The following is a 23545-nucleotide window of genomic DNA, read 5'->3' as shown; positions in this document are numbered from 1 at the left end:
TAGGTTGCCCTTACACTGGGGGCATGTCCGAACTCCTGTCGTTCTCCGCGGCGCTGCGCGAGCGCTCGTCCGGGTCGCACTCCCGCAGCGAGCACGCCGGATTCATGGGCGAGCTGCTGACCGGCGAGGGCTCGCGCGAGGACTACATCGCGCTCGTCACGCAGCACTACTTCATCTACGAGGCGCTCGAGGCGGTCGGCGAGCGGATGCGCCACGACCGGGTCGCTTCGGTGTTCCTCAGCGACAAGCTCACGCGCCTACCGGCGCTGGAGGCCGACCTCGAGTTCCTCGTCGGCGCTGACTGGCGTTCGCGGATCCAGCCGCTGCCCACCACACGGCGCTACGTCGAGCGGATCCAGCAGGTCGGCGCCACGTGGCCCGGGGGCTTCGTCGCCCACCACTACACGCGCTACCTCGGCGACCTGTCCGGCGGGATCTTCATCGGCCGCGTCATGCAGCGGCGCTTCGGATTCGAGACGAACGGCATCGGCTTCTATCTGTTCGACGACATCGCCGACCCGAAGGCCTTCAAGGACGTCTACCGCGACCAGCTGGATGCCGCTCCGTGGGACGATGCCGAGCGCGAGCGCGTCATCGCCGAAGTGCTGCTGGCGTACCGGTTCAACACCGAGCTGTTCGAGGACCTGGACCGCGCCCGCGCCGCCGCCTGATCAGGCGGTGACCTCGGGGGTCGAGTTGCGCTCCCACGCCGCGCGCATGAACCGGCGCACGTCCTCGTCCACACGGATGTCGCTCGGCCGCAGCGGCCGAGACAGGTAGAGCCCGTCCAGGGACGTCAGCCGGCTCAGCGCGACATAGGTCTGGCCGGGCGCGAACGCACCGGAGCCCAGGTCGATCAGCGCCCTGTCGTACGTCTTTCCCTGCGACTTGTGGATCGTCACCGCCCACGCCAGCCGCAGGGGGAACTGCGTGAACTCCGCGACGACGTCGCGCGAGAGCGTCTTGGTCAGCGGGTTGTACGCGTACCGGTACCTCTCCCACACCGCCGGCTCGACGTCGACCTCCTCGCCGTCGATGTCGACGCGCACCGAGCCGCCGAGGATGCGGGTGACGGTCCCGATCGTGCCGTTCACCCACCGAGGGGGCTCCCCCGCCATCGCCGTGTCGTTGCGCAGGAACATCACCTGGGCGCCGACCTTGAGCTTGAGCTCGGCATCCGCCGGGAAGTTCGACTCGCCCCGCCCGAAGTCGCCGTTGATCTCGGCTTTGGCGGTCTGCTCCCGTCCGCCCAGCGCCAGAAGATGACGGCGGTTGATGCTGTTCACGATGTCGTTGCGGGTGGCGAGCGTGATCATCGGCACCTCGCCCGGTTCCGGGTCCGGCTGGGGACGCGCGCCCTGGGTGTTCAGTACCTCGGCGATCTCGGCGGTCACGCGTCCGTACCGGACGGCGTTCAGCATGGCCTTGAACCCGTCATCCGACTGGCGGTGGATCTCCACCAGTTCGCGGACGTGCAGCTGCGCGCCGTGGCGTCCGAGATCGAGCAGGCCGTCATCGCCCGATGCACCGGCCCACACCTTCGCGTCGAAGAACCAGAACGAGCGGTAGTGGTCCTCGACGTAGCGGGCCTCATCGCCCCGCGGCGGTACGGGGGCGAGTTGATAGGGGTCGCCGAACATGACGACCTGTACGCCGCCGAACGGCTGCGCTCGACGCCCGCGCGCCTGGCGCAACGCGCGGTCCATGGCGTCCATCAGGTCGGCGTTGACCATCGAGACCTCATCGATCACGAGCGTCTCGATCGCGTTCAGGATGCGTCGGGTCGGATCGCTCTGATCGATCTCGCTGTCGGCGATGAGACCGATCGGCAGCCGGAACAGCGAGTGGATCGTCTGCCCCTCGACGTTGAGCGCGGCAACGCCCGTCGGGGCGCAGATCGCGATCTGCTTCTTGGTGTTCCAGGCGAAGTGCTGCAGCAGCGTGGACTTGCCTGTGCCGGCGCGGCCGGTCACGAAGACGTGCTCGTCGGTGTCCTCGATCAGTCGGAAGAGGGCTTCCTGTTCGGCGGAGAGAGCGGGGAGGGACACGGCATCCATGGTACGTCGCCGTGCCCCGCAACCTCCGGCAATGCTCGGCTTCGTCCCAGGACGCCCCTCATAGACTGACGCCATGGAGCAGCCTGCGGCCGGGTCGCCCCGGCGCGCGCGCCTCGGGGTCGATCTGTCGATCCTCGTGCTGATCGGCGTTCTGCTCCTCGCCGCACTCGGTGCCGGAGGCGCAGCGCTGTACCAGCAGTTCTACAGCCCGGCTTCGTTCGTGACCCGGTACCTCGACCTGCTGGCCGCCGGCAAGGCGGGCGACGCTCTGCTCGTCCCCGGGGTCGCCGTCGACCGCGCGACGCTCGAGGATGCGGGTGTGGACCCGACCGCGTCGGAGGCGCTGCTGCGCCAGGCCGCTCTCGCCCCGCTGACCGATCTCGAGGTCGTCTCCACGAGCCAGAAGGACGGCATCAGCGACGTCACCGTCTCGTATTCGGCGAACGGCCACCCCGGCGTCAGCACCTTCCGCGTCGAGCAGGACGGCTGGATCGGTGTCGCACCGCGCTGGCGTTTCAACGCGAGTCCGCTCGCCGCCGTTGAGCTGTCACTGGTCGGGGCCGACCGGTTCGCCGTGAACGGGTTCGCCCTCGAGCGGGGCCAGGTCTCGGCATCCGGTGCCGAAGCCGACCCGACCGCACCGATCTCGCTGCTCGTGTTCACACCCGGGGTGTACTCCGTCACGGTCGACACCGCGATCTCGGAATCCCCCGGCGTCAGCGTCCTGGCCGACGCGCCGCTCACGTCGACCCCGGTCGACGTGAACGCCACCGCGACCGACGAGTTCGTCGCCGTGGTGCAGCAGCGCGTCGAGGAGTTCCTCACCGGCTGCACGACGCAGCAGGTGCTCAAGCCCACCGCGTGCCCGTTCGGCTACGACGTCGCCAATCGGATCGACGGCGAGCCGACGTGGTCGATCGCCCAGCAGCCTCGGGTGACGGTCGAGCCGGACGGCGGTTCGTGGATGATCCCCGCGACGGATGCCGTGGCGCACATCGAGGTCGACATCCGCTCCCTCTTCGACGGGTCGATCGAGCACGTGTCGGAGGACGTGCCGTTCCAGGTGAACGGGACGATCACGATCCTCCCCGACGGCTCGGCATCCATCCTGGTCGGGTCACCGGCGGAGGGATAGCGGGTCAGCGGCGCTCGCGCGCCGCGGCCCTGGCGTCCTTGGCGGCGAGCTCCGCCAACCGGGCGTTGTACTCCTCGAGCTCTGCCTCGCCCGTGCGATCCGCGTGCCGGTCGCGCCGGCGCTGGACCTTCGTGTCGTTGCGGCTCCACTGGATCGCGACGGTGATCGCGAGGATCAGCGTGGGGATCTCGCCGACGGACCACGCGATGCCGCCGCCGATGTACTGGTCCTCCAGCGGCGTCGGGCCCCACGTGCGCCCCATCGCACCGAACCATTCCGAGACCATCAGCCCGGTCTGCATCATGATCGCGATGCCGAAGAACGCGTGCAGCGCCATCACGGCGATCAGAGTGATGAGGCGTCCGGGGTACGGCAGTCGGTAGGGGACGGGGTCCGCGCCGATCAGGCTCATCACGAACAGGTAGCCCGAGATGAGGAAGTGCGCGATCATCCACTCGTGACCGAGGTGCTCGTACATCGACCACCGGAACAGGTCGGTGAAGTAGAACGCCCACAGCGACCCGATGAAGATCCCCGCGGCCACGAACGGGTGCGTCACGACGCGGGCGAACGGCGAGTGCACGGCCCACATAATCCACTCGCGCCCGCCGCGGGTCCCGTCGTCGCGCTTCTCGATCGCGCGCAGGGCGAGCGTGATCGGCGCCCCCGAGACGAGCAGCAGCGGAATCGCCATCGACAGCAGCATGTGCCCCATCATGTGCACGCTGAACAGGTAGTCCTGGTACGCGTTGAGCGCACCGCTGGTCACCCAGACCAGCAGCAGGACGCCGAACACCCAGAACACCGTGCGGTGGATCGGCCAGCGATCGCCACGGCGCTGCAGCCGGACGACCCCTGCCAGATAGAACACCAGACCGAAGCCGCCGGCCACCAGCCACAGCACGTCGATGTTCCACTCGGTGAACCAGCGGTCGAGCGTGAACTCCGGCGGCAGCGGCGAGTCGGTGAGGATCTCCGCCGGCGTCCGCACGGCCGGCGGCGTCTCTCCCACCGGCGGCTCGGTGCGGGCGAGCGCCGCGGCGGCCCCCGAGGCCAGACCCATGAGCGCGACCTCGCACAGCACGAGCATCCAGAACCACCCGCGGTTCTTGTCGATCCGGGGGATGAGGCGCGCACGGTACCAGGCCCCGAGGATGCCCATCGCGACGAGCAGGATGATCTTGGCGATCAGGATGCCGCCGTACGGCGTCAGGAGACCGTCCCAGTCCCCCAGCGCGACGATCGAGCGTGCGAGGCCGGAGACCGCGACGACGACGAACGCCGCCAGTGCGAGCGTCGAGTAGCGCTGCACGAGCGCGGTGACGTCGAGATCCGGCGTGCGGCGCAGCAGGACGACGAGCAGGAGGCCGCCGAGCCATACCGCGGCGCCGATCGTGTGCAGCAGGATCGAGTTGACCGCGATGTTGTGGCCGGCGACGTCGCCGGAGTGCCCTTGGGTGGCGAGCGGGAGGAAGGATGCCGCGGCCAGGATCGCCGTGAGCAGAGCCGGTGTCCAGGTGCGCCAGGCGAAGGCCAGCACCGTGACGGTCGCGCCCATGAGGGTCGTGATGAGCCAGGACTGGCCGAGCGCCGTGTTCAGCAGGAAGTTCCCCAGCTGCTCGCCGAAGAGCCGATCCGCGCTCAGCGCCGGGTTGAACACCGACATGAACGTGAGGAACGCCGCCGCCCCTGAGGCCACCGTGAAGGCCGCGGCTCCTGCCGATGCAGCATCCATCGCCCGTTCGAAGGGCCGGGTGCCGACCTTGAGGGCGAAGAGAGCGAGCACGAGGGAGCCGAGCATGATGGCGCCCGTGACGTTGCTCAGCATCTTGACGACGGGCAGACCCCAGCGCACGACGGGGCCCGGGTCGAGCAGGCGCGGCGCTTCGGCACCACCGCCGTAGATCAGGGCGAGAACGGTGGCGACGACACCGGCGATGAGGAGGATCGCGGGTCCGGCGATGCGGTACGCCGAGACCCGCTGCGCTGGCGTGGTCACCCGTCAAGCCTACGCGGCGCCGCGGACGCGGATTCCCAAGCGGACGGTCCAGGGCGAACGGTCCAGGGCGAACGCACGAAGGCCGCCCCCTCGACGGGAGCGGCCTTCGAAAGGAAGCAGTCTTACTTGACGGCAGCCTTGAGCTTGGAACCAGCGGTCACCTTGACGCGCTTGCCGGCCGGGATCTTGATCTCGGCACCGGTCTGCGGGTTGCGGCCCGTGCGGGCGGCGGTGTCGACCTGCTCGAACGAGATCCAGCCCGGGATCGAGACCTTGCTGCCCTTGGCAACAGCGTCGGAGACCGAGGAGAACAGAGCGTCGAGCACACCGGAGACGGTGGCCTGGCTCTGGCCGGTGGCGGAAGCGATGCTCGCGACGAGCTCGGTCTTGGTGATGGACTTGTCAGCCATGTCATCCTCCAGCGACGAGGATCCCGTCGCGTTGTTGGTGTGGGTCGGAGCGGATGCTCCTGGTCGTTCGACCGCCTCGAATGTATCAACGATGGCCGACATTTCCGCGTCATTTCGCGGGTTTTGACGTTTTCGGCGGCGTGTCGGGCCACATTCGTCACTTCCGTCACAGCATCCGACGGGTCAGCGTGGACGATGCGCGGCGATCAGCGCCCGCGCGCCCCGCTCGAAAGCGGGCGTCACACGCTCGTCGCCGTCGAGATATCCGCCGACGAGAGCGGCATCTCTGAGCAGGACGAGGGATGCCGCGGCATCCGTCGGATCGTCGAGTCCTGCCGCTTCGGCCAGCGATTCGAGCGTGGAGCGGAACCACTCGCGATGCTCGGAGATCAGCGCGCGCACGGCGCCGTCGGCATCCGGATACTCCGCGGCCGCATTGATGAAAGGGCACCCTCGGGTGTGACGATCGCGGACGTCCGCGGCTATACCGTCAACGGTGGCGTTCAGGAGGACCTCCGGGTCGTCGCTCACGCCTGCGGCGGCGGCGAACAGCCCTCGCAGCACCTCGTCCTCTCCACGGAGGTACGCGAGCACGAGGTTCTCCTTTCCGGCGAATTGCTTGTAGAGCGTGGCGCGGGTGACGCCGGCCTCCGCGATGATGCGGTCGATTCCGACCGCATGGATGCCCTCCTCGTAGAAGAGTCGGGTCGCCGCATCCAGCAGCCGCGTGCGTGCCGCGCTCGGCCGTGGTGTCGTGTTCGAAGTGCTCATCGGATCCTTCCTCTCTCATCGTGTCATCCCGAACCTGATTTCTCGATTGTCCGGAATATCTTGCGTAGACCGATCGTTCTGTCTACTATCAGCTTACAACGATTCGGATGGTCCGGATCGCAGACAACAGGAGATGAAGAAATGAGCAGCACAACCCCGATCGTCCTGATCCACGGCCTCTGGATGACCCCCCAGAGTTGGAACACCTGGGCGGACCGATTCCGCGACCTCGGCCACGAGGTCATCGTCCCCGGCTGGCCGGGTATCGACGACCGCAGCGTCGAAGACGTCCGTCGCGATCCCTCCGCGCTGAAGGGCATCGGCCTGAAGCAGATCGTCGATCACTACGAGCGCATCATCCACGCACTGCCCGAGAAGCCGATAATCATGGGCCACTCGTTCGGCGGGGTGATCACGCAGATGCTCGCCGACCGCGGCGTCGGCGCAGCGTACGTCGCCGTAGCCCCCGGACAGACCGCCGGCATCACGACGCTCCCCCTGTCCACGCTCTGGACCGGCACGCCGATCCTGGCGAACCCGTTCGGTCGCAACGGCGCCACGCCGTTGTCGAAGCGGCACTTCCACTTCACGTTCGGCAACGACCTCTCTCGTGCCGAGTCCGATCGCCTCTGGGAGCAGTACGCGGTGAATTCGTACAACCGCGTGTTCTTCGAAGGCGTCGCGTCGGCGTTCAACGAATCCGGCGGTGTCACACACGTGAACTACGCCCGTGCCGATCGCGCACCGCTGCTCGTGCTCGCCGGCGAGATCGATCACGTCGTACCGCCGGCCATCGGCCGCGCGATCGTGAAGAAGTACCGCGGCACCGGCAGCCCCGCGGTGGTCGAGTACAAGGAATACGCCGGACGCACGCACCGCCTGGTCAGCCAGGACGGGTGGGAGCAGATCGCCGACGACGCCATCGCCTGGGCCGAGAAGCATGCGACGGCGCCCGTCGCCTGGTGAGTCAGCGGCGTGCGGAGACGCGAATGAGCGCGCCCGGTCCGCAGAAGCACCATCCCAGGGCACACGAAAAGGGCGAGGTTCCGAAGAACCCCGCCCTTTTCAGAATTGCTGGAGAGTGCTTACCAGCTCGACTTGGTCACGCCGGGCAGCTCGCCACGGTGCGCCATGTCACGGAAGCGGACACGCGAGATGCCGAACTTCGTGAGCATGCCACGGGGGCGGCCGTCGATGGCGTCACGCGAACGGACGCGGGCCGGCGACGCGTTGCGCGGCAGCTTCTGCAGGCCGACGCGAGCTGCCTCGCGGGCCTCGTCGGTGGCGTTCGGGTCGACGAGCGTCTTCTTCAGCTCGGCGCGACGCTCTGCGTAGCGCTCGACGATGACCTTGCGCTGCTCGTTGCGAGCGATCTTGCTCTTCTTAGCCATGGATCAACGCTCCTCTCGGAATTCGACGTGCTTGCGGACCACCGGGTCGTACTTCTTCAGCACGAGGCGGTCGGGGGTGTTGCGACGGTTCTTCTTGGTCACGTAGGTGTAACCGGTGCCCGCCGTCGAGCGGAGCTTGATGATCGGACGTACGTCCTGTGCCTTCTTGGCCATTAGAGCTTCACACCCTTCGCCTGGAGGTCGGCGACAACCTTCTCGATGCCGCGCGCGTCGATCACCTTGATGCCCTTGGCGGACACGTTGAGCGTGATCTTACGACCGAGCGACGGAACGTAGTAAGTCTTCTTCTGCACGTTCGGGTCGAAGCGGCGCTTCGTCCGGCGGTGCGAGTGCGAGACGTTGTGACCGAAGCCGGGAACAGCTCCTGTCACCTGGCACACTGCTGCCATGTGATTACTCCTTCAATACCGTGAGACCGGACGGCCTCACCCAAGATCCCTTGTCTGCGTGCCGTCCTTGCGAGCCCGGCATGCGAACTGCGCACAGGAGTGTGCGCAGACAAAGAGTCAGTCTAGCATGGATGCCGCGGCCGCTCCGCGCCCCCACCGGAAGGCCGAGACGGTCGGGTCTCCCGGGATCCAGAACCGCCACGGGAACGCCTGCGTACCGGCCACCCCTGCGACTCCGACCCGCGGCCCGCTCGCGATCCTGCTCAGCGGATCGTCGAGCCACAGCTCCGCCTGCGCGCCGGCCCACTCCGTCCCGGTCACCGCGTCGATGCCGTCGTGGCGCGGATGCCTCAGCCCAGACACCTGCCCGAAGCGCCCCGGCCCTCTGGCCAGGTCGCGTCCCGTCCGTCCGGATCGGGAGGCCGCGGCATCCTGTCCTTCGACCACCTCGCCGGCCCGGAGCAGCACACCGCCGGCGATGCCGTCCGGCGCGCAGACGACGTTGACGCACGAATGGATGCCGTGGCTCAGGTACACGTAGAGGTGACCGGGCTCTCCCCACATTGTGGCGTTCCGCGCCGTGCGACCCATCCGGGCATGAGACCCCGGGTCGGGCACGAGACCCGTGCCCTGACCGTGATACGCCTCGGCCTCCGTGATGCGCAGCGTCACGGGGGAGCCGTCGACGACGGTGCGCAGCCGCCCGCCCAGCAGTCGCGGCGCGACCTCGAGGGGCAGGCCTGCGAGCTCCTCGCGAGCAGCCCTGTGCAGCACGGGTCAGAACACCGGTCCCACCGGGCACCACGAGATGTCGAACCCGGTGACGGGGACGATCTCCTCGCCGGTCTCCGTGTCGAGCACGTGCGTGTGCAGCGTCTGCGGGAGCGGCGCGAGCAGGTCGTCGTACGGGTTGTTCGCGAGATCGGGGGCGACGGTGACGGCCGTGTACTGCCCGCTCGGCGACGCGCACACCTGCAGGATCGTGTCGGTGCTCGGCACCTCGATCAGCGGCGTCGCCGCCCCGTCGTCGTCGACGCGGATCACGGACTGCCCGGTCGGGAGCCCGTTCTCGTCGCGCGTGACGATGTGCCGCAGCGTCCCGCCGGGGTACGGTGCGATGGTCGTCGCGATCCCGTAGTCCGGTTCGGATGCCGGCAGCGGCGCCTCCGAGCCGTCCGCGAGATTCAGTTCGACGACGCTGCCGTCGGTGCGCTCGATGATCGCGGTGTACGTCCCGCGGGACACGCCCATGATGCTCATCGCGTTGCCCAGGGCCTGCGTGCCGGCATCCGAGGAGAGATCCTCGAGAGCGAGCGCACCCTGCCAGTCGATGAACAGGACCGCGGCGGAGTCCGGCACGAACTCCCACTCGGCGACGCTCGCCTCGACGTCGGCGACCTCGACGATGCGCGGTTCGCCTGAGCCGTCCAGCGGCTGCGTGACGAGCACGCTCGCACGGCCGCTGGTGTCGGTGAGTTCGCGATCCGAGTAGGTGTAGCCGACGAGACCGCCTCGGTCGGACACCTGCACCCCGGTCACGAAGCCGTCGCCGGGGAGCGTCAGCTCGCGCGGGTCGGAGCCGTCGCGGTTCATGACGAGGACGGACGAACCCTCTTCGTCCTCGACCGCGACGACGAGCTGCGTCGTGGTCGCCCGGAAGTCGTCGATGCGCTCGGCCGTGAAGACCGGCACGGCCTTCTCGCCGGTGAGGTCGGTGCGGAAGATGCCGTCCTCGCCCTCGGCATCCCGCTTGAGAAGGAACACCTCGGAGGGCGGGGTCGTGAACGTCGTCGTGAGATCCGTCGACGGACCGCCGCCCGTGCTCGTGACATCGGCGACCCGCACGTCGTAGGTCGTCTCGTCGTCGAGCGGTACCGTGAAGCGGATGCCGACGCTGCGCCCTGCGGCGTCGATCGTGAAAGGCACGGCGGGTTCGACCGTGACCTGCTCCGGATCGATCGCGGTCAGGGGCTGGTTCGTGGTGAGGATCAGGCGGCTGCCGGAGACCTCGATCGCCTGAGCGGGGTCGATCTGCTCGGCGACGAGCCGCGGTCCCTGGGTCAGGCTGATGACGCCGAGCGTCGCCCCGACGATCGCCAGGATTCCCAGAACCGAGCCGAGCAGGATGAGGAAGCGGTGGTTGCGGGGCTCGGCAGCCGTCGGCGCCTCCGCGGGCTCCGGTCCGTCCGGCGCGTGGGCCGCGTCTGGCGCGTCCGCCGCGTGTGCGGACTCCGCCGCCTCCACGGGAGGGGTCGCATCGTGTCGTGTCGCGGCCCCCGAGGCGACCACCTGCGACACCTGCGCAGCGGAGACCGGCTCCGGCGCAGACTCCGGCACGGACTCGTACCCGCGAGAGGTGTCGCGAATCGCCGCGTCGAACGCCGAGAGGCGACCGTCCGCGCCACCCGCCGACGCGGCACCCGCCTCGTCCTCGCGGGAGGAGTCGCGATCGGCCGCCTCCGCATCAGCGACGCGACCATCCGGGTCCCCTACCGACGCGGCAACCGACTCGTCCCCGCGGGAGGAGTCGCGATCGGCCGCCTCCGCATCAGCGACGCGACCATCCGGGTCCCCTACCGACGCGGCAACCGACTCGTCCCCGCGGGAGGAGTCGCGATCGGCCGCCTCAGCATCAGCGACGCGACCATCCGCGCCACCCGCCGACGCGGCATCCGTCTCCGCAGCGGCCTCGGCCGCCTCGCGCAGCGCACGCATCTCGGCCCTGGTCCGCGGCGGGGTCGGCGAATCAGTACTCATACGGATCCCCCGGCTCGTCGATCGCGGTGACGTCGGTGGGCTCCACGTTCAGGGTGCCATCGGCATCCGCCGTGATCGTGCCCGTGATCTCGACCCACTGGCCCACTTCGTAGTCGCTCGACCACGAGGCCGACACGACGGGGATCGACGCCGGCTGCGCATCGATCACGCAGTGCGTGATGACCAGCCTCGAGAGGTTCATCTCGTCGTCTGAGGCACCGGGGGTGACGAAGCCGGTGAGCGTCACGGTCGAGCCGTCGTAGCTCTCCGGACGCGTCGCGGTGGCGAAGACGCTCGCCCAGTCCCCCACGCCGAACGTCGAGGTGTCGGCAACGCCGAGGGTCACGGTGTCCGCTCCGGCGAACAGGGTGCCGGCCTCTCCGGCCCGCGACATCGCCAGCTCGACGGAGAGGGATGCCGGGGGCAGCACGAGTCCGGCGATCACGACGCCCGACGCGACGACACCCGCCGTGATGCTCCCGACCGCCGCCAGGGTGCGCTTGGGCGATGCGGCGGTGTCCGAGGCATCCGTCCCGTGGTCGTGATCGTGATCCATCTCCTCGCCGAGCGGAAGCGTGCACGACCACACCGCGCCGGCGAGCGTCACGATCGCACCCGCGACCGCGAACCAGACCGACTCGGGGCTGATGTAGAGCGAAAGTCGTCCGGTGAACGCCAGGCCGAGCGTCACGACGGAGAGTCCGGCGGCGAGGCCGGCGCCCAGCCACCGCGACCACAGCGCACTGCGTCGCGAGACCTGCTCAGACAAAGACGTTCACCCCGATCCCGATGACGAACGCGCTCAGCAGCACGACGCCGACGATGCCGACGAGCGTGCGGGTGGTGAAGGTGGTGCGCATCAGCGCGAGCATCTTGATGTCGACGAGCGGACCGACCAGCAGGAAGGCGACGATGGCACCCGGCGAGAACGTCGACGCGAACGACAGTGCGAAGAAGGCGTCCACGTTCGAGCAGATCGCGACGGTCATGGCGAGCGCCATCATCGCGACGATCGACAGCACGGGGTTCGACCCGATCGCCAGCAGCACGTCGCGCGGGATGAGCACCTGCACGGCGCCGGCGACCGCCGATCCGATCACGAGTGCCGGCATGACCGCCCGCAGCTCGATGAGGAACTGCGTGAGGCTGCGGCGGACGGGAGTGCCGTGCTCATGCGTCACTCGGTCGCAGGTCGCGACGAAGCGCTCGGTGAGCAGGGCGTCCGGGGAGGGGTGGCGGCTGTAGATCCAGCCGATGAGATTGGCGATGAGGAATCCGCCGACGAGCCGCGCGACGAGGATCCCGCCGTCCCATCCGAACGCGGCGTGGGTGGTCAGGATCACGATGGGGTTCACGATCGGCGCCGCCATGAGGAAGGTGAGCGCCTCGGCCGGCGCGAGTCCGCGCATCATCAGGCCGCGTGCGAAGGGCACGTTGCCGCACTCGCATACCGGGATCAGCATCCCGAGCAGCGACAGCACGGCCCGTCGCGCCCACGCGCGGCGGGGCAGCCAGCGCTGGATCGCGTCGGCTGGGAGCCACACCTGCACGACGATCGACAGCACGACGCCGAGGATCACGAACGGCAGCGCCTCGATCAGCACGCTCAGCGAGAGCGTCAGTCCGTCCTGGACCCGGTTCGGCAGCGACACAGAGTAGAGCGTCGGGAGCACCAGGTCGATGACGAACAGCACCGCGAGGATGCCGAGGCCGCCGGCGATGCCGACGATCGGCGACGGGCTACCCGAGCTCGCCGGGATCCCTGTGGCTGTCGAGGGTCGAGAGGTGAGCACGTTCACGCGGTGGCCGACTCCTGCGCCTGTTTCTTCTTCGCGCACGGGGTGCACAGGCCGAAGATGTCGACGACGTGCGCCGCCTCGGTGAACCCGTGCAGGGCGGCCGTGCGGTGAGCCCAGGCTTCGACGTCCTTGGCCTCGATCTCGACCGTCAGACCGCACGAGCGGCAGATCAGGTGGTGATGATGCCCCTGCGTCGAGCAGGCGCGATAGAGAGCCTCACCCTCGGGGCTCTGCAGCGAATCGGCGTCGCCGGATGCCGCGAGACCCGCGAGGGCGCGATAGACCGTCGCCAGCCCGATGCCGGTGTTCTCGTCTCGGAGGGTGGCGTGCAGGGACTGGGCGCTGACGAATCCGCGCGCATCGGCGAGGGCATCGCGCACGCGCTCGCGCTGCCAGGTGTTGCGCTGAGCCATGCCCCGATTCTAGGCCGCGGGCCTTGCGCGGGGCTGGGAGGCCTCTCACCCCGCCGGTCGGGCGGTGATCAGGCCTTCCGGCGCACGCGTCCTCGCTGGTGCTGGATGACCCAGCACACCACGTAGATCAGGAACGAGATCGTGGTGATGTAGGGGCTCACCGGCAAGGTGCCTGCGAGCGCGAGCAGGATGCCGCCGACCGCCGAGACGAAACCGAACAGCGCTGCGAGCAGCGGCACCGTGAGCGGCCCCGCCGCCACCCGCATCGCGGCGGCCGCCGGTGTCACGAGCAGCGCCATCACCAGCAGCGCGCCGATGATGTGCACGGCGACGGCGACGATGAGACCCAGCAGGATCATGAACACCAGACTGATGGCCCTGGTCGGGATGCCGCGCGCCGAAGCCGCAACGGCATCCAAGGAGTCGAAGCGCAGCGGGTTCCACATCAGCAGCAGACCCAGCAGCACGACCACGCAGATGCCGATCAGCCAGCCGAGGTCGGGGTTGGACACCGAGACGATCTGGCCGGTCAGCAGGCTGAAGCGGTTCGCGCTGCGTCCGTCGTAGAGCGACAGGAACAGGATGCCGAGGCCGAGGCCGAACGGCATCAGCACGCCGACGATCGAATTGCGATCCCTGGCCTTCGATCCGAGGAGTCCGATGAGGATCGCAGCGACGAGCGCTCCGCCGATCGACCCGATCACGACGCTCCCGCCGAACAGCAGCGCCGCTGCGGCGCCGGCGAACGACAGCTCGCTGATGCCGTGCACGGCGAACGCGAGATCGCGCTGCATGACGAAGACTCCGATGAGCCCGCCGACGAGTCCGAGGATCGCACCCGCGATGATCGAGTTCGACAGCAGCGCGACGAGAGCGCCGTAGTCCTCGAACGAGAAGACGTCGCTCCAGTCGACCATGGGGGCGATCATGCGTGCTCCTCGTGATCGTGGTGCGGCTCGGCATCCGGGATCCCGACGACGACCAGGCGGTCTCCGGCGCGGAGGACGAAGACGGGAGTGCCGTAGAGGTCGGTCAGCACGCGGCTCTGCAGCACCTCGTCCGGGGTGCCGAGCACGAAGCGACCACCCGCGATGTAGAGGATGCGGTCGACGCGACCGAGGATCGGATTGATGTCGTGCGTGACGAACAGCACGGCGGCGCCATCACGGCGCTGCCGGTCGATGATGTCGGTGACCGCCCGCTGATTGGCGAGATCGAGCGCCGAGAGCGGCTCATCGCACAGCAGCAGATCGGGATGATCGGCGAGCGCCTGGCCGACGCGCAGGCGCTGCTGCTCGCCGCCGGAGAGGAGCCCGACCCTGCGATCGGCGAACTCGCTCGCTCCGACCGCGTCGAGGAGCTCTTCGACGCGTTCGCGATCGCCGCGGCGCGGCAGAGGGAATCCGAAGCGGGTCCCCTGCACGCCGAGCGCGACGACATCGCGGGCCCGCATGCTGGTGTCCGGCGGGAACGGGCGCTGCTGCGGGATGTAGCCGATGCGCGGGTTGCCGCGGTGCACGGGCGATCCCCCGACGCGGATGCTCCCGGCAGAGAGGTCCTGCAACCCGAGGATGGCCCTCAGCAGCGTCGTCTTACCCGAGCCGGACGGACCGAGCACGGCGATGAACTCGCCGGGTCGGACGTCGAGGTCGAGCCCCGCCCACAGTTCTCGCTCGCCGCGCTGGATGGCGGCTTCGCGGATCGTCAGGATGGGTGCGGCGGCGTCGTGCGCGGGTTCGATGCCCGCCGCGCTCACGATGCGAGCGCGTCGGCGAGGTTCTGGATCGCGTCGGCCATCCACTCAGAGTACGACGATCCGTCCTCGAGCAGTTCCGTGAACGCGACGACGGGGATGCCTGCGGCCTCGGCGGTCTCCTCCACGCGGGTGGTCTCGGCACCACCGGTCTGCGCGTTGGTCAGCAGGACGGAGGCGTCGCCCGCTTGGATGACCTCGATCGCGGCCAGCAGCGTCGCCGGCGACACGTCGGTGCCTTCTTCGACGGCCTCGGCGAACCCCTCGGGCGTCACGTCGGTGAGCCCGGCAGCCTCGGCGATGTATCCGGGCAGCGGCTCGGTGATGAAGACGCCGGTGCCGGCGTACTGCGTGTTCAGCTCGGCGAGGTCGGCCTCGTAGCCCTCGAGGTCGGCGATGATGTCGTCCGCGGCGGCGGCGAAGTCCGCCTCGCCGTCGGGGTCGAGGGCCGTGAGCTCAGCCGCGATGTCCTCGACGACGTGGACCATGGTGTGCGGGTCGAACCAGACGTGCTCGTTGAACCCCTCGATGTGGTCGTGGCCCTCGTGCTCGTCGCCGTGCTCTTCCTCGGCGTGCTCTTCCTCGTGCGCGTGAGCCTCGGCATCCTCTTCGTGGCCCTCGTTGCCGGGGTAGTCGTGCGCGAACTCGACGGCCGTGATGGTCGCGGCATCCGAGCCCTCGAGGAGATCCTCGATGAACGAGTCGTAGCCGCCACCGTTCTCGATGACGAGGTCGGCCTCCTGCACGGTGAGGCGGTCGCGGGCCGAAGCCTCATACGAGTGCGGGTCCTGCGAGGCGGACTCGATGATCGAGGTGACCGAGACCCGATCGCCGCCGATCTGCTCGGCGAGCGAGCCGTAGACGTTCGTGGTGGCGACCACGGTCAATCCGTCGGTGCCGCCCGTCCCGCCTTCAGCGCTCGGAGTGGTCGAGCATCCTGCCAGAACAAGGGCGGATGCGGACACGAGTGCGAGAGCGGCGACGGACTTCTTCATACCCTCATCGTACGTTCATGAGAATGATTCTCAAAATCGGGTGGCGTGGGCTGATCCCGGCACACGAATTGGCCGCCTCGATGCGATCGAGACGGCCATTCGCGACACCAGGGTCAGGCGGTCGGTGCGATCCAGACAGTCGTCTCACCGGGGACGGATGCCACGGCATCCGCACCGCTCGAGAGCACGATGCGGGCATACGCATCGAGGGCGAACGGCTCGGTACCGAAGTTGCTGACGACCTGCCATCCGTTCGGGCGGCCGAAGCGCAGCACGTCGGAGCGACCGGTCTCGATCCATTCCAGCGCCTCCTCCGTCTGCAGCTCGTGGCGCAGAGCGAGGGCCCGTCGGTAGAACGACAATGTCGATGACGGGTCGGGAGCCTCGGCACCCACGGCGTGCTCGGCGAACCACGCCGGCTGGGGCAGATGCGCCCCTGCCGTGCCGAATCCGAACGAGGGGCCATCGGCGGTCCAGGGCAGCGGCACGCGGCATCCGTCGCGGCCGAGGCCGTCGAAGGCTCCGCCGCGGAAGAAGGCGGGGTCCTGGCGCTGCTCCGGAGTGATCCCCGCCACTTCGTGCAGGCCCAGCTCCTCACCCTGGTACAGGTAGGTGCTGCCGGGGAGCCCGAGCAGCAGCAGCGTCGCCGCCCGTGCACGACGGAGCCCGCCCACGCGGTCGAGCTGATCCTCGGGGCCGCCGGCGGCCACCCACTCGGTGCCCTGCTTCACCGTCCGGCCGGCGAGCGGCGGCAGGCCGTAGCGGGTCGCATGCCGAGTCACGTCGTGATTCGACAGCACCCACGTCGTCGACGAGCCGGTGGCCCGAGCTTGGGCGAGGTTGTCGGCGATGATCGCGCGGAACTGCGCCGCGTCGAAGTCGGCGACGAGCAGGTCGAAGTTGAACGCCTGGCCGAGACCATCGGCCGAGGCGTACTTCGCGCGGCGCTCGGGCGTCTCCACCCAGGCCTCCGCTACCGCGGTCCGGGGCGGGTCGTAGGCGTTGAAGACCTCCCGCCATGCGGCGTACACCTCGTGCACGTCGTCGCGATCGAACAGCGGGTGATTTCCGTCGCGCGGGATCGCCTCCAGTTCGACGCGACTGGGCAGCGGGTCGGCGAAGTCCTTCGTGAGCATGTGGGCGACGTCGATGCGGAAGCCGTCCACTCCACGGTCGGACCAGAAGCGCAGCGTCTCGAGGAAGTCCTCGCGCACTTCGGGGTTCGCCCAGTTCAGGTCCGGCTGCTCGACGGCGAAGTGGTGGAAGTACCACTGGCCGTCGTCGACGCGCTCCCACGCACCGCCGCCGAACGTGGATTGCCAGTCCGTCGGCGGCTCGGAGCCGTCGACGCCGGTCCCCTCGCGGAAGATGTAGCGCTCGCGCTCGGCCGAGCCGCGGCCGGCGGCGAGCGCCTCCTGGAACCACACGTGCAGGTTCGAGGTGTGGTTCGGCACGATGTCGACGACGACGCGGATGCCGCGCTCGTGCAGCGCCGCCACCATCGCATCGAAGTCCGCCAGCGTCCCGAGGCGCGGATCGACATCGCGGTAGTCGGCGACGTCGTACCCGCCGTCGGCGAGCGCCGACGGGTAGAACGGGCTCAGCCACACCGCATCGATGCCCAGCTCGGCGAGGTAGTCGACGCGCGACAGGATGCCGGTGATGTCCCCCAGCCCGTCGCCGTTCGCGTCCGCGAAGCTGCGCGGATAGATCTGGTAGACGACGGCCTGACGCCACCAGGCGGGGGTCTTCTGGTCGTCGGGGGTGTCGATGACGAGCGCATCGGTCATGAGTGAGAGAACTCCTTCTTTCGGGGTGGATCGGTGGTGCGGGTCAGCCTTTGACGGCGCCCTGCGTGACGCCTTCCATGACCCAGCGTTGCGTGAACAGATAGGCCACGATCGCCGGCGCCATGGCCATGAGATACGAGGCGAACGAGATGTTGTAGTTGTTGCTGAACTGGTTCTGGAACAGGTTCTGACGAACCGGCAGCGTCTGCAAGGCCGGATCGGAGATGATCAGCGACGGCATCATGAAGTCGTTCCACGCGTACAGGAACGCGAAGATGCCGACGGTGGCGCTCATCGGCGCGAGCAGCGGGAAGATGAGCTTCCAGAAGGTCTGCCAGGTCGTCGCCCCGTCGATGCGCGCGCTCTCCTCGAGCTCCAGCGGGATCGACCGCAGGAACGCCGTGAACAGCAGCACGCTGAAGCTCAGCTGGAACATCGTGGCCAGGATGATGACGCCCAGCGGGTTGTCCAGGCCCATCCGGCCGGTGAGCTGGATCTGGGGCAGCGCCACCACGGGGAACGGGATGAACATCGCGGCGAGCAGGTAGAAGAACGAATAGCGGAACAGGCGGCGGTCCCAGTTGCGCACGATGGCGTACGAGGCGAAGGCCGCGAGGATGATCGTCGCCACGACGGTGCCGGCGGTGACGAGCAGCGAGATCGCCGCGCCGACGGGGAACTTCGTGAGGTTCCACGCCTCGACGAAGCCGTCGATCGAGAACGGCGCCGGCAGCGAGAAGGCGTTGCCGTCGACGGCCTGCCCCGTTGTCTTGAACGCCATCGAGATCGTGACGTACAGCGGAAGCAGCACTGTGACGGTGCACAGGATCAGGATGATCGTTCCCGACCAGTTCACCCGCTCCATGCGGATGCGCGGCTTCCTGCCGGAGGCGGTCTGAGTGGTGATGGTCTGCGTTGACATCAGAATGCGTTCCTTCCGCGCGTCAGCGACAGCTGAACGAGGGAGATGAGGACGGCCACGACGAAGAAGATGGTCGCATTCGCCATCTGGTACGCGTAGTCGCCGCCGTTGAAGCCGGCGATGATCGTCATCGCGACGCTGCGAGTGGAGGTACCAGGCCCTCCGTTGGTGAGGCCGACGATGATGTCGTAGGCGTTCAGGAAGCCCTTGAAGCCGAGGATCACGTTGATCACGACGTACCCCGCGACCAGAGGCAGTGTGATGCGGATGAGCTGCTGGAACTTGTTCGCCCCATCGATGTCGGCCGCCTCGTAGACCTCACCCGGCACCGACAGGAGCCCGGCGATGTAGATGAGCAGCGTCCCTGGGACCGCCTGCCATGCGGTCACGATCACGATCGCGACCCAGGCGAGATCGGGATTCGCGAGCAGGCTCGTCTTCAGTGCGTCGATGCCCAGCGCCGCCCCCAGAGCGGGCAGCGAGTTCGAGAACAGGAAGTTGAACACGTACGCGATGATGATGCCCGAGATCACCATCGGGATCACGAAGATCGTCCGCAGCCCGGTCTTGAACCGCACACGGGAGGTGAGCCCGACCGCCAGCAGGAAGGCCGCGATGTTCACGACGATGACGGTCGCGATCGAGAACCCGAACGTGAACAGGTAGCTCTGCAGGATCGCCGGGTCGCTGAACAGCGCGACGTAGTTCGTCAATCCGATGAAGCTCCACTCCCCGATGCCGATCGAGTCGGTGAAGCTGAAGAAGATCCCGATGACGCCGGGTACGGTGATGGCGAGCGTGAACAGCAGCAGGCTCGGCAGCAGGAACAGGTAGTAGATCGGCTCGACCCGACGCGAGCTGCGTCGCACCTTCGCGTCCCCCTGCGTGACGATCGTGGTCGTGGTACTCATCACTCGGACTCCTCCGCCTGGGTCGATGGCGCCGGCGCACGGAACGCCAACCGGGCCCAATCCGCGTCCATCGTGGCGAGGAGCGCGTTGGGGTCACCGCCGAGCACCATGGCCTGCGTGTAGTTGAAGACCGGGATCGTCTTCGGGACGAGCACCGACGGGCCCTGGTAGACCTGCCCGGCGTCGTAGTACGGGATCATCCCGGCGACCCGGGGATCATCGGGCGCCTCGGCATCCTTCGTGGGAGTGAAGCCGAGCTGGGAGGCGTTGTAGGTCTCGATGTTCTCGGGGAGGTACAGGTACTCGAGGAAGTCGCGCGCGGCATCCTGGTGCTGCGAGCCCTCGGGGATCATGGCCGCGAGGTCCATGTTGACCCGCACCGCGAGGTCGTCCGGATCGTCGGTCATCGGCAGCGGGAACGTGCCGAGCTCGAGGTCCGGCGACGTCTTGGCGATCTCGCTGAACGCCCACGGCCCCTGCAGATACATCGCCGCCTCGCCGTTCGCGAAGGCGAGGTTGCCGTCGCCGTAGCCGCGACTGGGGGCGTCCTCGTTGACATAGGACTCTGTGAGCTGCAGCATCCGATCCATGGGATCTGCGAAGTCCTTCTGGAACGAGACGTCCGAGTCCGGCCCCACGTCGGCGCCTTCGGCTGCCAGATCGTCGAAGAATTCGATGACGTCCAGCGACCCGCCGACGGCGTAGTCGTACCAGCCCTGGCCGACCGTCCAGTCGTCCTTGAACGTGCCGTAGAACGGGGTGATGCCGGCCGCCTGGAGCTCGTCGCAGACCGCGAGCAGCTCGCTCCAGGTCTCGGGGACGTCGAGGCCGTGCTCGTCGAAGATCTCCTTGTTGTAGATGACGGATGCCGCCATCACCGAGTACGGCAGGGCGCTCGTGCGCCCCTCGCACGACCCGTACTGATCCATGAGCGACTGCAGATCCTCACGGCTGCTCGCGGCTGCGTCGGTATCGGACAGGTCGGTCAGGGCGCAGCGCTGCACGAAACGGGCGATCTCGTAGTTGTAGTTGGCGAGCATGATGTCCGGCGGGTTGCCCCGCACGAAGCTCGCCGACACGACATCGACACCCGAGGTGTCGATCTCGACGCGCACGTCGTCCTGCGACGCGTTGTACTCGGCCACGAGATCGGTCATGAACGGGATCGCCTCGCGTTTGCTGAACGTGAAGCGGATGGTCTCGCGCCCGTCGGCGGAGCAGCCGACCAGGGCCGTCCCCAGCAGGGCGAATGCGGCCGTTCCAGCCGCCCATCGCGCCAAGGATGTGGATTTCGAAGACACCGTCGTCCTTCCGTGGATTTTTAGATCCGTAGATTAAATCTAGTGAGCGAATTTACTTCGCTGGACGGTACTCTCTCATTGGAGGACCGGGGAGGTCAAGAGCTGTGGCAGAAATCGCCGGAGACCTCGGCACCGGACGCGCGAGCGTCGGGGCCGTGCTCGACTTCGCCTGGGACGCCGGTGTCTTCACGGCGACCGACGCGATGGCGACGACGTCTCTGACGCGTTCGACGACCATCGAAGCCATCGACACACTGGTGAGCGCGGACATCCTGCGCGAGCTGCCGAACGCGCGCGAGGCGGGCAGCTATCGTTCCGGACGCCCGGCGCGCCGCTTCGCGCTCTCGTCCGAACTCGGCGTCGTCGTCGGAGTGGATGCCGGGGACACCCACCTCGCGGTCACGATCGCCGACCCGCTCGAGCACACGCTCGTGCATCACCGCACCGATCTCGACCCCGGCCACTCCCCCGACGAACGGCGCGCGACCATCCTCGGGCGGATCGGAGCGGCGCTCGAGGAGACCGGCACCCCACGGGATGAGATCCTCGCGATCTGCGTCGGCGTCGCCGCGCCGGTCAACCGCGCCGGCGTCTCACCGCCGCACCCCCAGGGCTTCTGGGAGCGCACGAATCCCGGACTGGCCGCCGCGCTCGAACGTTGGGCGCCGGTCGTCGAGATCAAGAACGACGCGCTGCTCGCCGCGGTCGCGGAGGGCTCCGACCCCCGAGGCGGCGCGATCGGATGCCGCGACTACGTGGCGCTTCTCGCTGGCGAGCGCTTCGGCGGCGGCGTCGTCGTCGACGGTCAGCTGCTCCACGGAGCGCATGGCGGCGTCGGCGAGGGCGTCGTCTTCGATCACATCATCGGCGTCGGATCGGCGTTCGGCCTGAGCCATGCGCTGCACGACCGGGTGCGGGAAGCCGTCGAGGAGGGCGAGATCACGCGCACGTCGGTCGTCGGCCGCCTCGCAGACGCCGACCGTGTGGATCCGCGCGCGGTCCTCGCGCTCGCGGCCTCCGGGGATCCTGATGCGGCACTCGTCACGGGGCGCGTCGGCGCGACTCTGGCCACCATCGTCGGCGTGCTCGGCAGCATGTACGACCCCGCGAAGGTGATCGTGTGCGGCGCTGTGGCTGAGAGCGTCGAGCCGGTGCTCGCCGCCGCCCGAGGCATCCTTCCGACGCAGTTGCACCTGCCGGCACCGGAGCTGCTCGCCTCCGCCCTGGGTGCCGAGGTCGTGTCCCTGGGCGCCGTGGCGAGCGCGCGCCGTGCCGCACGCGAGCGGGCGGTTCCGCGGCTGGCCGAGCGGCGGCTCGCGGCGCGGTGACACCGGCGTCCCGGCATCCCTCCGTCGTGCGTCAGTCGACGAGCAGCGCAGGCTCCTCGAGGATCGCGGCGACATCGGCGACGAAGCGGCTCATGCTGTCGCCGTCGATCACGCGGTGGTCGAACGAGCCGGCGACGGTCGTCACGTAGCGCGGCCGCACCTCGCCGTCGACGACCCACGGCTTCTGGCTGATCGTGCCCATCGCCACGATGCCCGCCTCGCCGGGGTTGATGATCGGGGTTCCGGCATCCATCCCGAACACTCCGATGTTGGTGATCGTGATCGTGCCGCCCTGCTGGTCGGCCGGCGGCGTCTTGCCCTCGCGCGCCGTGAGCGTCAGGCGATTGAGCGCCCTGGCGAGGTCCTTCATGCTGAGGTCCTGCGCGTCCTTGATGTTCGGCACGAGCAGGCCGCGAGGGGTTGCCGCGGCGATGCCGAGGTTCACGTAGTGGCGCACGCGGATCTCGGCACCGTTCTCGGTCTCGACCCACGCCGCGTTGACCATCGGGTTGCGGCGGACAGCCCAGATGACCGCGCGAGCGACGATCAGCAGCGGAGACACCCGGATATCGGCGTAGTCCGGCGAGGTCTTCAGGCGCTTGACGAGCTCCATGGTGCGGGTCGCGTCGACGTCCTTCCACACCGTCACGTGCGGTGCGGTGTACGCGCTCTGCACCATCGCGTTGGCGCTCGCCTTGCGCACGCCCTTCACGGGGATCGCCTCGCTGCGCGCCTCGGCATCCTGAGCTGCGGAAGCGGATGCCGTCGGCGCGACGCCGCGTGCGACACCGACCGGCGCGGCCTGCGGAGCGGGCCTGGTCTCCTCGCGCACCTCGCCCCATTCCGGCGTCTCGATGTTGCGGAACACGCTCGCCTGCGATGCATGCTTCACGACGTCCTCGCGCAGCACCTCGCCGTCCGCTCCGGTGGGCGTGACGGAGGCCAGATCGACGCCGAGGTCACGGGCGAGCTTGCGGATCGGCGGCTTGGCGATCACGCCCACCGACGAGCGCACCGGGCGCTGCGCCGTGCGCTTGCGCCGGGACGTCGCTCCTGTGCCGCTGCCGTAGCCGACCAGAACCGAACCGCCGCCCTCCTCCGCGGCTGGGGCCGCCGGAGCCTCCGGGGCCGCGGGCGCTGCCGCCTCGGCATCCGACACGAACGAGATGATCGGCGTACCGACCTCCACGGTCGTCCCCTCGGCGACGAGCAGCTCGCCGACCGTGCCGGCGTGCGGCGACGGGAGCTCGACGAGCGATTTGGCCGTCTCGATCTCGCAGATGACGTCGTTGATGGCGACCCGATCACCGGGGGCGACCTTCCACGCGACGATCTCGGCCTCGGTGAGGCCCTCGCCGACATCCGGGAGGGTGAAGTTCTGCGTGCTCATGTTCATGTCCTTC

Annotated in this window: 24 protein-coding genes; 4 read left to right on the top strand and 20 right to left on the bottom strand. The window is 68.6% G+C overall.

What is annotated here, in order from left to right; all coding sequences use genetic code 11:
* Positions 1 to 23 precede the first annotated feature (23 nt).
* Positions 24 to 671 carry a heme oxygenase (biliverdin-producing) gene (locus ACI7YT_RS00550; protein ID WP_406248189.1) on the top strand — a complete coding sequence of 216 codons (648 nt, stop codon included), beginning with the start codon at positions 24 to 26 and terminating at the stop codon, positions 669 to 671.
* Here the strand turns inward: ACI7YT_RS00550 and ACI7YT_RS00545 are convergent, their stop codons facing one another.
* A complete protein-coding gene (locus ACI7YT_RS00545) occupies positions 672 to 2057 on the bottom strand; it encodes an ATP-dependent RecD-like DNA helicase (protein WP_406248187.1) in 1386 nt (461 codons plus the stop codon).
* Between the two features lie 73 nt (positions 2058 to 2130).
* Here ACI7YT_RS00545 and ACI7YT_RS00540 point away from each other — a divergent pair, with 73 nt between their 5' ends.
* The gene (locus ACI7YT_RS00540; RefSeq protein ID WP_406248185.1) at positions 2131 to 3192 is read left to right on the top strand and encodes a hypothetical protein; all 1062 of its coding nucleotides are present in this window, start codon (positions 2131 to 2133) and stop codon (positions 3190 to 3192) included.
* A gap of 4 nt (positions 3193 to 3196) precedes the next feature.
* Here ACI7YT_RS00540 and ACI7YT_RS00535 read toward each other — a convergent pair whose 3' ends face one another.
* The 3 genes from ACI7YT_RS00535 to ACI7YT_RS00525 form a co-directional block, all read right to left on the bottom strand.
* Positions 3197 to 5191: a cytochrome c oxidase assembly protein gene (locus ACI7YT_RS00535; protein ID WP_406248183.1), complete on the bottom strand. Its 1995-nt coding sequence runs from the start codon at positions 5189 to 5191 to the stop codon at positions 3197 to 3199.
* Between the two features lie 122 nt (positions 5192 to 5313).
* Positions 5314 to 5601: an HU family DNA-binding protein gene (locus tag ACI7YT_RS00530; RefSeq protein ID WP_120230127.1), complete on the bottom strand. Its 288-nt coding sequence runs from the start codon at positions 5599 to 5601 to the stop codon at positions 5314 to 5316.
* Between the two features lie 183 nt (positions 5602 to 5784).
* Entirely contained in the window at positions 5785 to 6372 is a 588-nt protein-coding gene (locus ACI7YT_RS00525) for a TetR/AcrR family transcriptional regulator (protein WP_406248181.1), read from the bottom strand.
* Between the two features lie 141 nt (positions 6373 to 6513).
* On the opposite strand from ACI7YT_RS00525, the gene ACI7YT_RS00520 reads away from it, so the two are divergent.
* Complete coding sequence (locus ACI7YT_RS00520; protein ID WP_406248179.1) at positions 6514 to 7338, top strand: alpha/beta hydrolase; 825 nt, start codon at positions 6514 to 6516, stop codon at positions 7336 to 7338.
* 119 nt (positions 7339 to 7457) lie between these two features.
* On the opposite strand, the gene rpsN is transcribed toward ACI7YT_RS00520, so the two are convergent.
* The 15 genes from rpsN to ACI7YT_RS00445 all read right to left on the bottom strand — a co-directional run bounded on the left by rpsN (position 7458) and on the right by ACI7YT_RS00445 (position 20814).
* Positions 7458 to 7763 (bottom strand): 30S ribosomal protein S14, encoded by a 306-nt coding sequence (rpsN, locus tag ACI7YT_RS00515; protein WP_406248177.1) that lies wholly within the window; start codon positions 7761 to 7763, stop codon positions 7458 to 7460.
* Between the two features lie 3 nt (positions 7764 to 7766).
* Positions 7767 to 7937, bottom strand: coding sequence for a 50S ribosomal protein L33 (gene rpmG, locus ACI7YT_RS00510; protein WP_046014935.1), 171 nt, complete (start codon positions 7935 to 7937; stop codon positions 7767 to 7769).
* Positions 7937 to 8173, bottom strand: a complete 237-nt coding sequence (gene rpmB / locus ACI7YT_RS00505; RefSeq protein WP_243228355.1) for a 50S ribosomal protein L28 — start codon at positions 8171 to 8173, stop codon at positions 7937 to 7939. Before rpmB ends, rpmG begins: the two co-directional genes overlap by 1 nt.
* A gap of 117 nt (positions 8174 to 8290) precedes the next feature.
* The gene (locus ACI7YT_RS00500) at positions 8291 to 8944 is read right to left on the bottom strand and encodes a DNA-3-methyladenine glycosylase (protein ID WP_406250633.1); all 654 of its coding nucleotides are present in this window, start codon (positions 8942 to 8944) and stop codon (positions 8291 to 8293) included.
* A gap of 6 nt (positions 8945 to 8950) precedes the next feature.
* Positions 8951 to 10930 (bottom strand): hypothetical protein, encoded by a 1980-nt coding sequence (locus tag ACI7YT_RS00495; RefSeq protein WP_406248175.1) that lies wholly within the window; start codon positions 10928 to 10930, stop codon positions 8951 to 8953.
* Positions 10920 to 11699, bottom strand: a complete 780-nt coding sequence (locus ACI7YT_RS00490) for a TIGR03943 family putative permease subunit (protein ID WP_406248174.1) — start codon at positions 11697 to 11699, stop codon at positions 10920 to 10922. The genes ACI7YT_RS00495 and ACI7YT_RS00490 overlap by 11 nt, the downstream gene beginning before the upstream one ends.
* On the bottom strand, positions 11692 to 12729 hold the full coding sequence (locus tag ACI7YT_RS00485) for a permease (RefSeq protein ID WP_406248172.1): 1038 nt from the start codon (positions 12727 to 12729) through the stop codon (positions 11692 to 11694). Before ACI7YT_RS00485 ends, ACI7YT_RS00490 begins: the two co-directional genes overlap by 8 nt.
* Positions 12726 to 13142, bottom strand: a complete 417-nt coding sequence (locus ACI7YT_RS00480) for a Fur family transcriptional regulator (RefSeq protein ID WP_406248170.1) — start codon at positions 13140 to 13142, stop codon at positions 12726 to 12728. The genes ACI7YT_RS00485 and ACI7YT_RS00480 overlap by 4 nt, the downstream gene beginning before the upstream one ends.
* 68 nt (positions 13143 to 13210) lie before the next feature.
* Positions 13211 to 14071 carry a metal ABC transporter permease gene (locus ACI7YT_RS00475; RefSeq protein WP_406248169.1) on the bottom strand — a complete coding sequence of 287 codons (861 nt, stop codon included), beginning with the start codon at positions 14069 to 14071 and terminating at the stop codon, positions 13211 to 13213.
* A complete protein-coding gene (locus ACI7YT_RS00470) occupies positions 14068 to 14883 on the bottom strand; it encodes a metal ABC transporter ATP-binding protein (RefSeq protein WP_406250632.1) in 816 nt (271 codons plus the stop codon). Before ACI7YT_RS00470 ends, ACI7YT_RS00475 begins: the two co-directional genes overlap by 4 nt.
* Before the next feature lie 11 nt (positions 14884 to 14894).
* Positions 14895 to 15890, bottom strand: a complete 996-nt coding sequence (locus ACI7YT_RS00465; RefSeq protein ID WP_406248167.1) for a metal ABC transporter solute-binding protein, Zn/Mn family — start codon at positions 15888 to 15890, stop codon at positions 14895 to 14897.
* A 113-nt stretch (positions 15891 to 16003) separates the two neighbouring features.
* Positions 16004 to 17680 carry a glycoside hydrolase family 13 protein gene (locus ACI7YT_RS00460; RefSeq protein ID WP_406248165.1) on the bottom strand — a complete coding sequence of 559 codons (1677 nt, stop codon included), beginning with the start codon at positions 17678 to 17680 and terminating at the stop codon, positions 16004 to 16006.
* A 43-nt stretch (positions 17681 to 17723) separates the two neighbouring features.
* Positions 17724 to 18602, bottom strand: a complete 879-nt coding sequence (locus ACI7YT_RS00455) for a carbohydrate ABC transporter permease (RefSeq protein WP_406248163.1) — start codon at positions 18600 to 18602, stop codon at positions 17724 to 17726.
* Positions 18602 to 19513 (bottom strand): carbohydrate ABC transporter permease, encoded by a 912-nt coding sequence (locus tag ACI7YT_RS00450; RefSeq protein ID WP_406248162.1) that lies wholly within the window; start codon positions 19511 to 19513, stop codon positions 18602 to 18604. Before ACI7YT_RS00450 ends, ACI7YT_RS00455 begins: the two co-directional genes overlap by 1 nt.
* The gene (locus ACI7YT_RS00445) at positions 19513 to 20814 is read right to left on the bottom strand and encodes an ABC transporter substrate-binding protein (RefSeq protein WP_406248160.1); all 1302 of its coding nucleotides are present in this window, start codon (positions 20812 to 20814) and stop codon (positions 19513 to 19515) included. Before ACI7YT_RS00445 ends, ACI7YT_RS00450 begins: the two co-directional genes overlap by 1 nt.
* A gap of 104 nt (positions 20815 to 20918) precedes the next feature.
* Here ACI7YT_RS00445 and ACI7YT_RS00440 point away from each other — a divergent pair, with 104 nt between their 5' ends.
* Positions 20919 to 22142 carry an ROK family protein gene (locus ACI7YT_RS00440; RefSeq protein ID WP_406248158.1) on the top strand — a complete coding sequence of 408 codons (1224 nt, stop codon included), beginning with the start codon at positions 20919 to 20921 and terminating at the stop codon, positions 22140 to 22142.
* Between the two features lie 31 nt (positions 22143 to 22173).
* Here ACI7YT_RS00440 and ACI7YT_RS00435 read toward each other — a convergent pair whose 3' ends face one another.
* Positions 22174 to 23532, bottom strand: a complete 1359-nt coding sequence (locus ACI7YT_RS00435) for a dihydrolipoamide acetyltransferase family protein (RefSeq protein ID WP_406248156.1) — start codon at positions 23530 to 23532, stop codon at positions 22174 to 22176.
* Positions 23533 to 23545: the final 13 nt, after the last annotated feature.

The organism is Microbacterium sp. M (genome assembly GCF_045181065.1).
In the GTDB taxonomy this organism is placed as follows: domain Bacteria; phylum Actinomycetota; class Actinomycetes; order Actinomycetales; family Microbacteriaceae; genus Microbacterium.
This window is presented reverse-complemented; position numbering and strand designations above follow the sequence as displayed.

Excerpts from the sequence above, each read along its gene's own strand:
- ACI7YT_RS00455 (WP_406248163.1), bottom strand. The coding sequence starts at position 18,602 with ATGTCAACGCAGACCATCACCACTCAGACCGCCTCCGGCAGGAAGCCG.
- ACI7YT_RS00520 (WP_406248179.1), top strand. The coding sequence starts at position 6,514 with ATGAGCAGCACAACCCCGATCGTCCTGATCCACGGCCTCTGGATGACC.
- ACI7YT_RS00525 (WP_406248181.1), bottom strand. The coding sequence starts at position 6,372 with ATGAGCACTTCGAACACGACACCACGGCCGAGCGCGGCACGCACGCGG.
- ACI7YT_RS00465 (WP_406248167.1), bottom strand. The coding sequence starts at position 15,890 with ATGAAGAAGTCCGTCGCCGCTCTCGCACTCGTGTCCGCATCCGCCCTT.
- ACI7YT_RS00540 (WP_406248185.1), top strand. The coding sequence starts at position 2,131 with ATGGAGCAGCCTGCGGCCGGGTCGCCCCGGCGCGCGCGCCTCGGGGTC.
- ACI7YT_RS00550 (WP_406248189.1), top strand. The coding sequence starts at position 24 with ATGTCCGAACTCCTGTCGTTCTCCGCGGCGCTGCGCGAGCGCTCGTCC.
- rpmB (WP_243228355.1), bottom strand. The coding sequence starts at position 8,173 with ATGGCAGCAGTGTGCCAGGTGACAGGAGCTGTTCCCGGCTTCGGTCAC.
- ACI7YT_RS00495 (WP_406248175.1), bottom strand. The coding sequence starts at position 10,930 with ATGAGTACTGATTCGCCGACCCCGCCGCGGACCAGGGCCGAGATGCGT.
- ACI7YT_RS00450 (WP_406248162.1), bottom strand. The coding sequence starts at position 19,513 with ATGAGTACCACGACCACGATCGTCACGCAGGGGGACGCGAAGGTGCGA.
- rpsN (WP_406248177.1), bottom strand. The coding sequence starts at position 7,763 with ATGGCTAAGAAGAGCAAGATCGCTCGCAACGAGCAGCGCAAGGTCATC.
- ACI7YT_RS00475 (WP_406248169.1), bottom strand. The coding sequence starts at position 14,071 with ATGATCGCCCCCATGGTCGACTGGAGCGACGTCTTCTCGTTCGAGGAC.
- ACI7YT_RS00545 (WP_406248187.1), bottom strand. The coding sequence starts at position 2,057 with ATGGATGCCGTGTCCCTCCCCGCTCTCTCCGCCGAACAGGAAGCCCTC.
- rpmG (WP_046014935.1), bottom strand. The coding sequence starts at position 7,937 with ATGGCCAAGAAGGCACAGGACGTACGTCCGATCATCAAGCTCCGCTCG.
- ACI7YT_RS00480 (WP_406248170.1), bottom strand. The coding sequence starts at position 13,142 with ATGGCTCAGCGCAACACCTGGCAGCGCGAGCGCGTGCGCGATGCCCTC.
- ACI7YT_RS00435 (WP_406248156.1), bottom strand. The coding sequence starts at position 23,532 with ATGAGCACGCAGAACTTCACCCTCCCGGATGTCGGCGAGGGCCTCACC.
- ACI7YT_RS00460 (WP_406248165.1), bottom strand. The coding sequence starts at position 17,680 with ATGACCGATGCGCTCGTCATCGACACCCCCGACGACCAGAAGACCCCC.
- ACI7YT_RS00530 (WP_120230127.1), bottom strand. The coding sequence starts at position 5,601 with ATGGCTGACAAGTCCATCACCAAGACCGAGCTCGTCGCGAGCATCGCT.